This is a genomic window from Streptomyces sp. NPDC059248, from assembly GCF_042753905.1.
GTDB lineage: Bacteria > Actinomycetota > Actinomycetes > Streptomycetales > Streptomycetaceae > Streptomyces.
The window spans coordinates 78,336-92,412 of record NZ_JBHYZV010000015.1 but is presented as its reverse complement, the minus strand read 5'-3'; the positions used below and the strand labels follow the sequence as shown (position 1 = coordinate 92,412).

General features: G+C 72.8%; 14 protein-coding genes and 1 pseudogene. 11 read left to right on the top strand and 4 right to left on the bottom strand.

Annotated elements, in window-relative coordinates; genetic code table 11:
- The first annotated feature begins 9 nt into the window (after window positions 1-9).
- From ACFXG1_RS09105 to ACFXG1_RS09090, 4 genes are all read left to right on the top strand, one after another.
- Window positions 10-561, top strand: a complete 552-nt coding sequence (locus ACFXG1_RS09105) for a nucleoside 2-deoxyribosyltransferase (protein WP_384718644.1) — start codon at window positions 10-12, stop codon at window positions 559-561.
- Entirely contained in the window at window positions 558-1,505 is a 948-nt protein-coding gene (locus tag ACFXG1_RS09100; RefSeq protein ID WP_384718646.1) for a dihydroorotate dehydrogenase, read from the top strand. Before ACFXG1_RS09105 ends, ACFXG1_RS09100 begins: the two co-directional genes overlap by 4 nt.
- The gene (locus ACFXG1_RS09095) at window positions 1,502-2,263 is read left to right on the top strand and encodes a creatininase family protein (RefSeq protein WP_384718648.1); all 762 of its coding nucleotides are present in this window, start codon (window positions 1,502-1,504) and stop codon (window positions 2,261-2,263) included. Before ACFXG1_RS09100 ends, ACFXG1_RS09095 begins: the two co-directional genes overlap by 4 nt.
- A 303-nt stretch (window positions 2,264-2,566) precedes the next feature.
- Window positions 2,567-3,763, top strand: coding sequence for an SLC13 family permease (locus tag ACFXG1_RS09090; RefSeq protein ID WP_384741854.1), 1,197 nt, complete (start codon window positions 2,567-2,569; stop codon window positions 3,761-3,763).
- A 28-nt stretch (window positions 3,764-3,791) separates the two neighbouring features.
- Here ACFXG1_RS09090 and ACFXG1_RS09085 read toward each other — a convergent pair whose 3' ends face one another.
- Entirely contained in the window at window positions 3,792-5,564 is a 1,773-nt protein-coding gene (locus ACFXG1_RS09085; protein WP_384741852.1) for a dihydroxyacetone kinase subunit DhaK, read from the bottom strand.
- A gap of 204 nt (window positions 5,565-5,768) precedes the next feature.
- Window positions 5,769-6,467, bottom strand: a complete 699-nt coding sequence (locus tag ACFXG1_RS09080) for an HAD family hydrolase (RefSeq protein WP_384741850.1) — start codon at window positions 6,465-6,467, stop codon at window positions 5,769-5,771.
- A gap of 507 nt (window positions 6,468-6,974) precedes the next feature.
- Here ACFXG1_RS09080 and ACFXG1_RS09075 point away from each other — a divergent pair.
- Complete coding sequence (locus ACFXG1_RS09075; RefSeq protein ID WP_384718636.1) at window positions 6,975-7,187, top strand: DUF5133 domain-containing protein; 213 nt, start codon at window positions 6,975-6,977, stop codon at window positions 7,185-7,187.
- A 124-nt stretch (window positions 7,188-7,311) separates the two neighbouring features.
- On the opposite strand, the gene ACFXG1_RS09070 is transcribed toward ACFXG1_RS09075, so the two are convergent.
- Together ACFXG1_RS09070 and ACFXG1_RS09065 are read right to left on the bottom strand one after the other, a co-directional pair.
- Window positions 7,312-7,587: a hypothetical protein gene (locus ACFXG1_RS09070; protein WP_384718634.1), complete on the bottom strand. Its 276-nt coding sequence runs from the start codon at window positions 7,585-7,587 to the stop codon at window positions 7,312-7,314.
- A 172-nt stretch (window positions 7,588-7,759) separates the two neighbouring features.
- Window positions 7,760-9,019 carry an MFS transporter gene (locus ACFXG1_RS09065; RefSeq protein ID WP_384718632.1) on the bottom strand — a complete coding sequence of 420 codons (1,260 nt, stop codon included), beginning with the start codon at window positions 9,017-9,019 and terminating at the stop codon, window positions 7,760-7,762.
- Window positions 9,020-9,104: 85 nt separating this feature from the next.
- On the opposite strand from ACFXG1_RS09065, the pseudogene ACFXG1_RS09060 reads away from it, so the two are divergent.
- The 6 genes and pseudogenes from ACFXG1_RS09060 to ACFXG1_RS09035 all read left to right on the top strand — a co-directional run.
- Window positions 9,105-9,203 (top strand): annotated as a pseudogene (locus tag ACFXG1_RS09060) (ABC transporter ATP-binding protein); the annotation flags it as partial.
- Window positions 9,204-9,478: 275 nt separating this feature from the next.
- Window positions 9,479-9,862, top strand: coding sequence for a YwqJ-related putative deaminase (locus ACFXG1_RS09055; protein ID WP_384741847.1), 384 nt, complete (start codon window positions 9,479-9,481; stop codon window positions 9,860-9,862).
- Entirely contained in the window at window positions 9,859-10,809 is a 951-nt protein-coding gene (locus tag ACFXG1_RS09050; RefSeq protein ID WP_384724201.1) for an SUKH-3 domain-containing protein, read from the top strand. The genes ACFXG1_RS09055 and ACFXG1_RS09050 overlap by 4 nt, the downstream gene beginning before the upstream one ends.
- Window positions 10,810-11,194: 385 nt before the next feature.
- Entirely contained in the window at window positions 11,195-11,557 is a 363-nt protein-coding gene (locus ACFXG1_RS09045; protein WP_384718578.1) for a hypothetical protein, read from the top strand.
- Window positions 11,558-11,642: 85 nt separating this feature from the next.
- Window positions 11,643-11,921, top strand: a complete 279-nt coding sequence (locus tag ACFXG1_RS09040) for a hypothetical protein (RefSeq protein WP_384718576.1) — start codon at window positions 11,643-11,645, stop codon at window positions 11,919-11,921.
- 257 nt (window positions 11,922-12,178) lie between these two features.
- Window positions 12,179-14,020 carry a hypothetical protein gene (locus ACFXG1_RS09035; RefSeq protein WP_384741845.1) on the top strand — a complete coding sequence of 614 codons (1,842 nt, stop codon included), beginning with the start codon at window positions 12,179-12,181 and terminating at the stop codon, window positions 14,018-14,020.
- The last annotated feature ends 57 nt before the right edge of the window (window positions 14,021-14,077 follow it).

Below are 14,077 nucleotides of genomic sequence, written 5' to 3'. Positions count from 1 at the left end.
GAGAACGTCATGACCGAGACCCACATCGACCTCGCCGAGAACTCCTATGGTGCCGCCCCCGATCTCTCCGGCGTGAATGTCTTCGTCGGCGGCCCCATCCAGCACGCGCTCGGCAACGGCGAGGGATTCCACGCGCCGCTCCAGAACGCCATCCACGACATCATCGAGGCCGCCACCGCCGCGAAGGCCACGGTCTTCTCGGCGCATGTCGCGGAGAAGTTCGGCGTCGACACCCCGCTGTTCACACCGGACCAGGTCAGTGTGCGGGACTTCAACTGGATGCGCCGCTGCGATGTCTTCGTCCCGGTCCTCCCGGTCGTCTCCGGGGAGCTGCTGCGGACCGACGGCACCCACATCGAACTCGGCTGGGCCTCGGCGCAGGACAAGCCGATCGTCGTGGTGACCCCGACGCCGCTGGCCGAGAACGCCAGTCATCTGCTGCGCGGTCTGCCGACCGTGGCCCGGGTCAAGGTGGTCGATCTGCATCAGGCGAAGCGGTACCCGGAGGCCCTCATAGGCCTGCTCGCCTCGGTCACGGGCAAGGTGGGCGCGGCGACATGACCACGGAGGCCGACAACGCCCTGGCGACCGAGATGCTCGGCATGAAGCTGACGTCCCCGGTCGTCGTGGGCTCGGGTCTGCTCACCGATCAGGAACGGAACATCCGCCGGCTGCTGGAGGGCGGAGCCGGCGCGGTGGTGACCAAGACCATTCACCCCAACCCCCCGACCGGCGGGAACGAGCGGCTGCTGCGGCTGCCGACCGGAATGCTGAACAGTACGACGTACTCGCGCCGGACCGTTCAGGAATGGCTGTCGATCCTGCGCCGGCTCTCGGTCGACGGTCTGCCGTTCGTCACATCGGTCCACGCCGACACCCCGGCGGAGCTGGCCCGGCTCTCCGAACAGGTCACGGCGGCGGGCAGCCCCGCCCTCGAACTCGGGATCTCCTGCCTCAACGACGAGGAGTACGGGGAGGACACACCCGAGCGGGTGGCCGCGTACACCCGGGCGGTCCGGCGGGCCGTCGAGGTGCCGTTCAGTGTGAAGCTGGCGGCGGGCGAAGGGCTGCACACACGGGTGGCGGCCGCCGTGGACGAGGGCGCGGACGCCATCACCCTGAGCGACACCATCGCGGGGCTCGCGGTCGACGCGGCCACCGGCCGGGTGCATCTCGGCGGGGCGTTCGGCTACTCGGGACCCGGGATCAAGCCGCTCGTCCTGGCCGAGATCTACGCCCTGCGGCGCCGGGGCGTCCGTATCCCGATCCTGGGCAGCGGTGGAGTCCAGGGCGCGGGCGATGTGATCGAGTATCTGAGCGTGGGCGCGAACGCGGTGCAGGTCTATACGACGCTGCACCACAACATGCACGAGACGCTCACCAAGATCTGCCGCGGTGTCGAGGACTGGCTCAGCGGTACGAGTCTGTCGGCGGCCGACCTCGTCGGACGCAGCCTGTCGGCGACCCCGGCGGGCGGCGGCGACGGAAGCGGGGCGCCCAGGTGAGCCCACGTACCCGGGCCTCGGCACCACCCCCGCGCTACGGCGACCTCACCAGTACCGAGGTGGAGTCCGCGATCCGCGGCGCGACCCTCGTCTGGCCCATCGGCGGTCTGGAACAGCACGGACCGCATCTGCCGCTCTCCGTGGACCTCGACATCCCCGAGGCCCTGGCCGCGCAGATCGGATCGGAGGTGGGCGGGTTCGTCCTGCCCGTACAGCCGATCTCCGCGAGGTCGCTGCCGCAGAGCGGCGGCGGCTCGCACTGGCCCGGCACCCTGCATCTGCGGGGTACCACGATGATCGACTACATCGGCGACACCCTGGCGTCCCTGGCCCCCCTCCGGCCCGGCAGGCTCGTCGTCGTCAACGGCCACTACGAGAACGAGGCGCTGCTCTTCGAAGCCATCGACGACTGCCGCCCCCGCACCGCCTTCCCCGACACCGAGATCACCGCCTTCAGCTGGTGGAGCCTGGTCGACGACGGCTGGGTCGCCGAGCATCTGCCCGACTTCCCCGGCTGGCACGCGGAACACGCGGGCCTCACCGAGACCAGTCTCATGCTCTATCTGCGCCCCGAGGCGGTCCGCCCCGACCGGCCGGAACACAAGACCCCGCCACCGGCCGGGATCTACCGCCACCCGCTGGACGCGACCCGGATGTCCAACCAGGGCGTCCTGTCGTCCACCACGGGGGCCTCGGCCGAACTGGGTGAACTCCTGTTCTGGCATATCGTCGACAACATCCTGGAAACCATGGGGTGAGGTCCGGAGCGGTGATGCGCTCACGGACGGGACGCATACCTCAGGACATCGGCTGGATCGCCGGCCCGGCACCCCGGGCCGGCGATCCACCCTTTTTGCCGGCCGGTGCCCCGTACGCCTACGCCCCGGCTGTGGCGTGGGATGAGGTGGGGTGGGGTGGGGTGGGCGATGATGGTGGTGCCCGTGTGAAGCCCCGCGCCCGAAGCGCCGTACGATAATCGGCTTCCCCCGGAGTCCAGGCGATCCACGACGCCCCGGGTCCGCCACTGGCCGATCCGGCCGGCATCACAGGAGGTCCGTTCGGTGCTTGCCGAAGTGCGGCGAGGTCTGCGCCCCCTGGACTGGCTGGCCGCCGCACTGCTGGCCCTGGGTCTCCTCAGCATGGCCACCGGGGTGCTGCCCCGGGCGACCGCGGCGGACGCGATGGAGCGCGTCCTGCCGCTGCTGGTCTTCCTCGGGTCGGTGATCGTGCTGGCGGAGCTGACCGGCCGGGCGCAGGTCTTCGACACGGTCGCCACCCGGGTCGCCCGCGCGGGGCGGGGCAGCTATGTCCTGCTGTTCGTGCTCTGCGCGGCCTTCGCCTCCGTCGTCACCATCACCCTGAACCTGGACACCACGGCGGTACTGCTGACGCCGGTGATGCTGGCGCTCGCCACCCGGCTCGGGATCGCGGCCGTACCGCTGGCGATGACCACGGTGTGGCTGGCGAACACGGCCAGTCTGCTGCTGCCCGTGTCGAATCTGACGAATCTGCTCGCCGCGGACCGGGTCGCGCTGTCGCCCACCGGGATGGCGGCCGTGATGTGGGCTCCGCAACTGGTGTCCATCGCCGTCACCATGGTGTGTCTGTGGTTCTTCTACTGGCGGCCGGCGTACCGGGACCGGCTCGGCTACACCCCGCCGCCCCCGCCGACGACCGATGATCCGGTGCTCTTCCGGGTCTGCGCGCTGGCGTGCGGGGGCTTCCTGCTGGCGATACTCCTCGCCGATGTGCCCCTGTGGTCGGCGTCGCTGACGGCGGCGCTGGTCGTGGTGGTGGCGTTCGCGGTACGGCGAAAGGAGGAGCTGACGTTCTCCCTGATGCCGTGGCGGCTGCTGGTGCTGGTGCCCGGGATGTTCCTGGTGGTGGAGAGCGTCAACGCCCATGGGCTGCATTCCCTGCTGACGGCCGCGATGGGGTCCGACGACGGTATCGGCGGCATGCTGCGCGCGGCGGCCGTCGGGGCCGGGTTGTCCAACGGGCTGAACAACCTGCCCGTCTACCTGGCCGGTGAGGCGGCCGTGCCGGTGGGCAACGAGGGCCAGCTGCTGGCCCTGCTGATCGGCGTGAACGCGGGTTCGGTGATCACCCCGTGGGCTTCGTTGGCGACACTCCTGTGGTTCGAGCGCTGCCGCCGGCACGGTACGGCCATCGAGCCGGTGCGGTTCCTGGGCACAGGTCTGGTGCTCGCGGTGTCGGCCACCCTGGCGGCGACGGCGACCCTGGCCCTGGTGATCTAGACCGACGTGCCGCGTGCCCGGCGGGGCCTCAGGGTGCGGCGCCGCGGGTGATGGCGTGCAGGGCGGGGAGTCCGCCGGCCGGGGCGGGCTCATGGATCCGGGCCAGGGCCGTGAGGACGAGGGCGACGGCGACGGCCCCGGGGTCGGGCAGGCCGCGGGAGTGTTCGCCGGTGTAGCTGGCCCGGCCGCGGCGGGCGGTGAGGGCCGCGGTGGCGCACGCGCCCCCGATGGCCGCGCGGGCCGCGGTGGTCAGGGCCCGGCGGGGGTCGGTGGCCGGGGTGAGGCCGAGGGCGTCGGCGGCGGGGGCGAGGGCGTCGACGAGCGTGCGGTCCCCGGGGGCGGCGCCGCCGAGCGCGGTGATCCGGAGGAGGGCGCCGCGCAGGGCGGCGGCGAGACCGGGGAGGTCCGCGGGGAGCCGGTCGGCGGGGGCGGCCAGGGCGTCGAAGAGGATGCCGAAGAGGGGGCCGCTGGAGCCGCCGACGCGGTCGCGGAAGGTCTCGGCCAGGGCGGTGGCGCCGGGGACGCCGGACCGTTCGGCGAGGCGTACGGCCGCCGCGACACCGCCGCAGAAGTTGTCGCCGAAGTCGCCGTCCCCGGCGGACTGGTCGAGTTCGTCGAGGTCGGCGTGGGTGAGGGCGCAGATCCGGTGGAGTTCGTGGAGGAAGGCGGTACCGCCGGGGTCCGCCGCCGCGGCCGTCGCCGTGGCCGTGGCCTCCGTCGCCGCCGCGGTACGGATCGCCCCGGGGAAGCCACTCGCCGGTACGGGGCCGGGGGGCGGGGCGAACTCGGCGGCCCTGGTGGCCGCGGCGCCGGGCAGACGCAGGGGGGTGTCGGTGGGGAGGTCCCACAGTTCGGCCCAGCCCGGTTCCAGGGCGGTCAGGGTGATGCTGAAGCCCGCCATGTCGAGGGCCGTGACATAGGTCCCGGCGGCGAGCGCGTGGACCGGGACGCCGCGCGCCCCGAGGTACTGGTGGACCAGCGCGCTCACGATCCGTATCTCCAGATCGCTGGTGCTCCCGAGGTTCGATATGACGGCGATCACGCCGTGGGGGCTCGGGGGGACGCCGTCCAGGAGTTCCGCGAGCATCCGGGCGACGAGCAGTTCGACTCCGTGCGGTCCTGTGACGGTGTGCGCGGCGCGCTCGCCATGTATGCCGACCCCGTAGTCGAGTTCGTCGGGCCGCAGCTGGAACGCCGGCGATTTGAGGACGGGTGAGGTGTGGGCCCGGGCGCAGACGGCGAGGCTGCGGGAGGCCAGGGCGACCCGGCCGCCGAGTTCGGCCAGCGCGTCGAGGTCGGCGCCCTGGTCCGCCAGTGCGCCGAGCAGTTTCTCCACCACGACGGTGGCTCCCGTTCCGCGCCGTCCGGCGGCCGTGCCGTCGGTGGCGAGGTCGTCGTCCACGACGACCTCGGCGACCTCGACGCCCGCGGTGCGGACCTGGTCGGCGGCGAGGGAGAAGTTGATCCGGTCGCCCGTGTAGTTCTTCACGATGTACAGCACGGCGTCGCGCTCTCCGACGGCTGCGGCGGCGAGCGACGCGGCGGTGATCTGCGCGCTGCCGGGCGAGGTGAAGATGGCTCCGGGGACGACCGCGTCGAGTCCGCCGCGGCCCAGCAGTCCGGCGTGCAGGGGCTCGTGCCCGGCACCGCCTCCGGCGACCAGGGCCACGCGCCGTTTCGCGGCGGGCCGCCCGGCCAGGAGGTACAGGGGTTCCACGCACAGCCCGATCGTGGGATGGGAGAGGGCGAGCCCCCGGCATGCCGTCAGTACGGCCTCATCGGTGGGGAGGAAATAGCTCATCGCACCTCCAAATGGGTGAAACCACTGGTACGACAGCGCCGTTGTCCACGAAACGTGACGGCCACTCGCGGGTGCCGGATACCCCGGCCTCCAGACGACTGTATGCCGGTGGGAGCGGATCGGCGCGGGCGGCGGGCGCGAACACCTACCGCTCCCGGGCGGGAATTCCCTCTTTTCCCGGCCCCCCGTTGCACCGCGCGACGGTCAGTCGGTGCCGAAGCGATCCTGCTCGGTCCAGCCGCTGATCCAGATACCGAGTTCCGGGTCCGCCAAGGAGGAGACCCAGGCGTCCGCCAGTTGCAGGCCCTCCGGCGACGGGTTCTCGCCGATGCCGATCACCGGCATTCCGGCGCCGACGGCCGAACGAATTCCGCAGAGGGAATCCTCGAGCGCGAGGCAGTCCGCCGGATCGAAGCCGCACCGGGCTGCGGCCTCCTCATAGACATCGGGTTCGGGTTTCGGCCGCACCCGGCCGCCGGGAACCACGACATGGCGGAAGTGCCGGAGCAGTCCCGCGCTGTCGAGGCAGGTCTCCACCACGTCCTGCGGGCAGTTGCTGGCCACGGCCACCGGCACCCGGCCGGCCGCGGACGAGACGACGGCGGGCGCCCCGGGGCAGGTGACGGGAGCGGCCGAGGCGAGGGCCCGGAAGGTGCGCAGCAGGTCATCGGTCATCTGCGCCGCCTGCCTGGGCCGACCGGCCATGGTGGCCATGAGCCGGCCGCACTCGGTGTAGTGCACCCCCTGGGCCAGCTCCGCGAACTTCTCGTCCGGGACCACACCGTGGTCGTCGAGCACCTTCAGCCGGGCGTCGATCCAGTGCCTCTCACTGTCCAGCAGCGTTCCGTCGCAGTCGAACACCACGGCCCGCGGGGACCATTGAGGACTTTTTCTTTTCAGCATGCAACCACCCTTTCGATGGTTTCCGTGAATGCGAACTCCGAATGTTTTCAGCGCGACTCAGGCGCTTATGCGGCGCGCATCGACGGCGGGCCGGATCGGAGTCGGGAATGTGACTCTTGGAAAGTTATTTGCCGGTACAGCTACGAGTCAAGGAGGATTCAAAAAGTGACACAAGCGGAAAATGCGCAAGGCCATCAGCCACGTAAACAAAGTACTATCATCATTTTCCGGACCCCCGCATTTCGGGTATCTTGAGTTTGTTTCACCGCGAAACTGAGCGCTTGATCGATGCATATATGTCCCCCGGGAATATGTTCCTCGGCGGAATGAAAGGGCCGCGCCCATTCGGGTCCCGCAGGGACGCGGCCGGTCGGGCCCGGGTGCGGGCCCGGTCCCGGCGGGGGACCATCGAAGAGGTGCCGGGGGCCGCACAGCGGCGCCGGGGGTGTCGGGGGTGCGGGGGTGCTATCGGGGTGGGGATCGACGCGAAGGACCCGAGGAGGGCCCATGGTGCTGAAGCCGGATCCGAACGTCGTGCGGGAGCTGGTCGACCGCTACGACACGCTGACAGCGGAGCGCGCCCCCCGGGGCGACTCCTCGATCCGGATCGAGGGGATCGTGTACACCCTCTGTGTCATCACGGGCACCCGCCGGGAGTCGCAGGCCCTGAGCGCCGCACGCGGTCTGCTCGCCGGGCCGCCCCGGAGGGCCGGGCGGTAGCGCCGGGAAGACCGAGCGTGCCGATGCTCTCCGCCCGGCCGGGCGGGGAGCATCGGCGCGCTCTCACGGCGTTCTCCGCACGGATCGCCCCGACCGCGGGGACGATCGCGCGGCGGTGCGCGGGTTACTTCATGCCGTAGAGCATGTACGGCGCGTACGGGTCGCAGTAGTACTCGGGGATCAGCCAGATACTGACCAGGTACTGGCCGGTGGCGACGCAGGCCGAGTACGACGGATGCGTGCCCATCGGGACCCATCCGGAAGCCGCGGTCGCGGATACCGCGGCCGGGGTCGGGGCGGCCGGGGTGGGGGCGGCCTGAGCGGACGGAGCCGTCAGCAGCGCGGCGCCCGTCAGGGCCACCGCCGCGGAGATGGTGGAGAGCTTTCTGGTCAAAGGCATGACGAAGCGCACTCCCTCTTCATTCGGGCTTGCTCGGGGTTCGCACGTCCTCCGGAGCCGTGGCCCCGGAGGCTGGCCCGAGCTTGGCGGCACACGGGCCGCGGGGCAACGGGAAGTGCGTATTCCCGTTGAACTCCCCCGCGCGGTCCCGGCGGGGCTTGGAAGACACGGCCTACGAGGCGGCGCGACCCGGACCCCGGTGGGCGAGCCATACCCCGGTGGCGACGGCGACCAGGGTCACACAGCCGGTGAAGATCAGCCCCGCCCGGACCAGGCCGAGCGTCACGGCGAGCGCGCCGACCCCGATGACCGGTACCGAGATACCCGTATAGGCGACGACGAAGAACGAGGAGACGGTCGCGGCCCGGTGGGCGGCGGGCGCGGCGTCGCCGACGGCGGTGAGCCCGGCGCGGAAGGCGAGTCCCTGGCCGAGGCCGCCGCACATTCCGCCGATCACGAGCAGGGGCAGGGACCTGGCCCACAACGAGGCGCCGACCATCAGCAGTCCGGCCACCAGGACGAGACAGCCGAGCGGAAGGGCCGGACCCACCACGGGCGCGCCGGCCGGGCCCGGGGTGCCCGCCGGGATTCTGCCCGTCAGGGCCTGTCCGGCCGTCGAGGCCAGGAAGACCGCGAAGACGACCAGCCCGCAGACCGCGAGGTTCCGCTCCCCCAGGGTCTCGGCGAGAAAGCTCGGCGCGACCGCCGTGAACAGTCCGAGCAGGGAGAAGCCCGCGAAGGCGGCGATCGCGGCGGGCGCGAAGACGGCCCGTACCTCCGGGGGGACGTACAGGCCCTGGGGTACGGGTCGCGCCCTCGGGTGCGGGTCGGGCACGGTCTCGGGGAGCAGGAGCACCACCGCCCCGGCCACGCCCAGCAACCCGAGATGGACCAGGAAGGGCAGGGTCAGCGGCGCGGGCGCGTACTCGGCGAGGAAGCCGGAGAGCAGCGGTCCGCAGCCGAGGCCGCCCATATTGGCGGCCGTGGCCGCGAATCCGGCCCGGGAGCGCTGTCCCGGACCGGCCAGTTCCAGGACGGTCACCGTGCCGGCGCCGCTGAGCAGCCCGGCCGAGAACCCGGAGAACACCCGGCCCGCGTAGAGCAGCGGCAGACCGTCCTCCAGGAGGAAGCAGACGGCGCTGGCCGCCCCGAACAGCAGGGCGCAGAGCAGGACGGGGCGGCGGCCCGCGCGGTCGGAGTGGTTGCCCGCGAGGAGGAGGGTGAGGATCACGCCGACGGCGTAGGTGGCGAAGACCAGGGTCACGGTCAGTTCGGAGAAGCCGAGTTCCTCGCGGTAGAGGCCGTACAGCGGGGTGGGCAGGGTGGTCCCCGCCATCCCGATGGCGAAGACCCCGGCCGCGGCGAGGAATCCGGGGCGGTGGCGGATACGGCCGTCGGAGGTGCTCACGGGCCCGGACTGACGGTGGGTCATGGCGGCCACCCTAAGGACATCCATCGCCGATGTTCCGTATGACCCGCTTATCCGATGAAATGTCGTTCGGTACGGGAGGCTCCCTGTGACCACGCGCCACTCCCTGACGGCGGAGGGCCTGACTCTCGGCTACGGCGACCGCACCGTCGTCCACTCCCTCGATCCGGCGATACCGCCGGGCCGCTCCGGCACCGGCCGCGTACACCCTTCGCGGCAGGTCCCGCGCCTGTCGCGTACCTCCGGCGCGACGCGTCCCGCTCCGATCGCGTACACCTGTTCCCGGTGGTCGTGGCACGATGTGGCCACGGGACCGGGGGCGCGGACGCCCCGGGGAGGTCCCGGACGGGGCGGCGGGAAGCCGATACGCCATGGGGTACACGGCGCCGGACAGGGAGCGAGAGCGGCAGATGGCCTTTCTGAGAAGAGTCGGCGGCACGGGATCCCGCACGGGAGGCCGCCGTGGCTGACCTCGTACCCGGTGTGGCGGCGTCCCTGCTCGTCGGCGGCAGGATCTTCAGCCAGACCAACCTCGTCGGCGACGACGAGCCCCGGCTCCACCCCGCCGTACGCGCCTTCTTCGACGGCCTTCCGGTGAGTCTGCGCGAGCCCTTCACCGGCTACTGCGCCGAATCGGCGCTGGTGTCCGACCAGTTGTGGGGCCTCGACCAGGAGCGGACCGACGGCGGGACGACATCGCTGGACGAGGCCGTCCCGCACTTCGCGGGCGCGGCGCTCGTCGCACGGAAGATCCGCGCCCAGGGCGATCCCGAGCACGGCACCCCGGCACCGGTCTGCCGCTCCTGCGGCGCCCTGCTGGACCGGCTCGGCATCGATGCCGCATGACCACCGGTGAGGAGGTCCTGACGGCGGCGGGCTGGTACGAGGGCCGGGACGTCGGCGTCGAGGCCCAGTTGGCGGCGTTGAAGGCCGTCACCCTGGTCGAGCCGGTGGTGGGCGGGGCCGCGTGGGAGATCTTCCCCGCCGCCGACCGGGCCCTGCGCGAGTTCCACGGGCTGCGGCTGCCCCCGGCCGGGCCCGGCCGCGAGGTCGCCGCCACCGGCTGTGTCGTGGACCCGGTGGCGGCCCGGCACGCGCTGCGGCCGTTCGCCCGGCTCGGCCGGGCCACCGGCGCGCGGCTCTTCCCCTTCGGCCGCACGGACAGCGACGCGCCGCTCGCGGTCGACGAGGAGGGCCGGCTGTTCTCCGTCGACCACGGGGGCCGCTGGCAACTCGGCGAGACCGTCAGGGAAGGGCTCGTCGCCCTGGCCGAGGGCCGGACACCGCACCGGGTGGCCGCCCGCCGGTGGACCTGGGACGCGCCGTCGGATCCCGCGGTGACCCCGCTGCTCAACGCCGTGCGCGCCGCGCTGGTCGCCGTCTACGTCCTCCATCACCGGAAGGTGTTCAGCACCCGCGAACTCCGGCTGACCGTCACCCCCCTGCGCGGTGTCGGCGCCCCCGTACTCGACGGCCGCGCCGTCCCGCTGCCCGGCGGCTCCCTGACGGAGAGCGCGGCGCCGGTGGCCGCGGCCATGGAGGAGTTGATCGCCGCGGCCGGTGTCACGGCGAAGGGCGCCGAACTGCGGGTGACCGTCCCCGCGCCCGACGACAGCCGCGCCCCGCGGTCGTCGGTCGTGGCCACGGCCCGTACGGGACACGCCGGTACGGCCCCGGGAGCGGTCGAGCTGTCCCTCGCGGCGGGCGCGGGGGCGTCCGTGGGCCGGGCCCGTACCGCCGTACTCGGCTGCGCCGACGACCTCACCCGGTACGCGGGTCCCGCCGCGTCCTGAGGGGTGTCGCGGCGGCACCCCGACGGCACGTCGCGGTGCCGCGACAGCCCCACGACGGCGCCGCGACAGCCCCACGACGGCGCCGCGACGGCGTGAAAGAGGCTGCTGATCCGCCGTACCGCCATTGGTGCGAACCATTGCCATCGCTTGGGAATACGCCAGGGGCACAGTCCGGACGGCCCCGGCCACACTTGCTCCATCCGTGGTCCGGGCCGTTCGGGGGACGGCCACCACCGCGCCCCGCGCGGTCCGCGCACCGGTGACCCGCCGGTCCGGGCGCGCCGTGCGGCGGTTCCGCTACGTCCCCCACGGTCTTCCGCCGCGGAGGCGCGCGCCGCGCGCCGGCCCCGATCGCACCAGTTGGCACACACACTGGAGGAGAGTCATGTCCTTACGGAAGTACGTGTCCGCGCTCGGTGTCGGCGCCCTCGCCATCGGCGGACTGAGCGCCGTCGGCGCCCCCGTGGCCTCGGCCGCCCCGGCCCCCGCCGCCCCGGCGTCGGCGTCGCCCGCCTCGGTCGTCCGCCCGCTGATCTCCTGCACCCCGGAGAACGTCGACGGCTACACCGGCCGTACGTCGTGCACCAACCTGGGCACGGTGTCGGCATATCGCGTCCGGGTGACCTGCCGCCGCACCAACGGCACCCTCTTCACGATCTACGGCGTGTGGCGAGTGGCCGGTTACTCGGTGGCGACGTGCTCCACCACCGGGGCGGCGACGGTATGGAGCGTCGGTACGGACTACTGACGCGGGGCGTTCGGCGCCGTAACCACGCCCGGAGTTGAGTACGCGTACTCACGCGCCCTCCCCCGCCCCCGCGCAGCATGGCCGCATGAAGTACAGGAACACCATCGCGGCCCTGGCCCTGCTGCCGCTGAATGTGCTGGTCGTGGGGTACGGGCTGCTCGCGGTCGGGATGTCGGGCTGGGCGCACGGTTACGACGGCGGACCCTCCCCGGTCCCGGTACGGGAGCTGGGTTACGCACTGGCCGTCGCCGGGGTGATCCTCGCCGGGCTGCTGCTCGCCCGGATGTGGGGCGCGGCGGTCTTCCAATTGATACCCGTCGCGATACTGCTCGTGATGATGGCGGGCTGGCCGACGAATGCGTAGGTCCCCTCGGCCGAGGGGACCTGCGTGTTCTCAGCGCGTTACGGGAGTACCGCGGCCGTCAGCACCACGGGGTGTCCGGGAGGACATGGCCCGCGTAGTCGACGTAGTAACTGGCCGTCCAGCCGCTGAAACCGGGCCGGATGATATACACCCAGTCCGGAAATCGTTCCCGTACGAGGCCGTGAACCATCGGGCCGGTCCGCCCGAGCGGGCGCCCCTCTCGGGCCCGCCCGCTTCCGAACAGGGATAATGCCCGGGTGAGCAGCGCCGTTCCCCTACCTTCCGAACAGATACCCGAGGGCGCCGCCGCCTGGCGGTCGGCCGACGCGGAGAGGTGGTCGGCGGCGAGTCCCGGCCGGTGGGCGCATCCACTGATCGCCGTCGCCGTCCTCGCGGCGGCCCTGGTGTGGTCGGTGGCCACGAGCCCGGACGAGCCCTGTACGGTCGCCCGCCCCTGCGACACCTCCTGGGCCGAACTCACCGTGGCCGCCCTGGGCGTGCTCTGCCTCTTCTGGATCTGGCGCGCGCCCCGGATCGCCCTCGTCCTGCTGGGCGCGTACACCGCCGGGAGCGTACCGGCCGCCGCCGGTCTGCTGCCCGCACGGCTCGAACCGGCCTTCGGCCTCGGTCCCGACGCGGACCCCTCGGCGTATGCCGCGCCCCTGGCCGCCGCCTTCGTCACGGCCGGGCTGACCGTCCGGGTCGTCGCCGAGCGCCGTCGGCGGAACGCCGCCCGGGTGGCGGCCGGTTCCGGCCGCCACCCGCTCCCGCCGGGCGTCCCCGACCCCCGGCGCGGCCTCCTCCGCTGTGCGGTCGCCCCCGCCCTGCTGGTGGCCACCGCCTTCGCGCTCTGGCAGGCGCACGAGGTCGTGACCGGATACGAGCAGCGGGCTGCGGGCGCGACCCGGGTGACCGCCGAGGTGACCGCGGTCGACGGCGACCCCGACGACCTCTCCCGGCTGGACGCGGTCGGCCCCGACGGCCGCCGGTACGCGCTCGACACCGTCTTCCCCGAGTACTACCCGGTCGGTTCGGAGGTCGGTCTCGTCGTGGACGGCGACTGGGTCCGGCTGGTCTCGGAGCCGTACGAGATCTTCGACTGGGAGCTGTTGGCCCTGCTGACCGTGATCCCGGGTCTGGCCCTCCTCACCGAAGGGCTGACCGGGCTGCGGCGGTTCCGGGCCCGGGAGCGGGGCGCCTTCCCGGTGCTGCGGGTCCTGGTCCGCGCGGACCAGGGCGGCCGGCGGATCCGGGTGTACGCGGCCGACGACCCGGCCTCCGCCCGCCCGCTGTTCCTGCTGCGTCCGGGACGGCTGGAGTCGTTCGGGCCCCGGCCCCGGCACCGGCCGCCCGCCACAGGACCCCTGTCGCAACTGCGCGAGGGCGTCCTGTACGGCACCCCTTTCCACGGTGCCGATGTGGCCCTGGTGGCGCCGGGGGTGTCCGGGGTGTTCCCGGTGGCCCCCGCCGGGCCTTCTGCGGACGGCGCCGGACGTACCCGGGAACGGGCCCGCCGCAACCGGAACACCGGACGTCCCGTGGACGAGGTCGCCGCGGAGATCGCCGCGGGCCCCCGGCCCCCGGCCGAGCCGCGGAGCTGGTCGGCGGACGCGGTCTCCCGGGGTGTCGGGGTCTTCATGCTGCTGATCCTGCACGGCAATGTGCTGCTCAACATCACCGCGGAGCCGGGTCTGTCCTGGGTCCTGGCCGCCCTGTCCTTCCCGGTCCTGGTGACGCTGGCCGCGGTCGCGCTCAACTGGCGGATCTCGGCGGGCCGTACGGGCATCCGGGTGACCGGCGCCTGGCGGACGCGGCACATCCCCTGGGAGGACGTCACGGGTGTCCGGCACGCCGACGACAGCGTCTACGTCGACCGGGCCGGGGCCGACGAGATCCGGCTCGCGCCGGTCGGGTTCCGGCCCCTGGAGAAACGTCTCGGTACGCCTTCGTCGGCGCGCCGCGCGGCCGATGAGCTGCGGGCCCTGGCACACCGCCCGGAACTGCGGCCCCTGGAGGACCCCCGCGGCACGGGTTTCCCGCTGGGGCCGCCGCTCCTCGTCGCCGGGGTGGCCGTGGTGATCGCGTTCCGGCTGCTGTGAGAACCGTCGCCGGGAGCGGGACTTGACCTTCCAGCCACTCGAAGATCCAGCATCGGC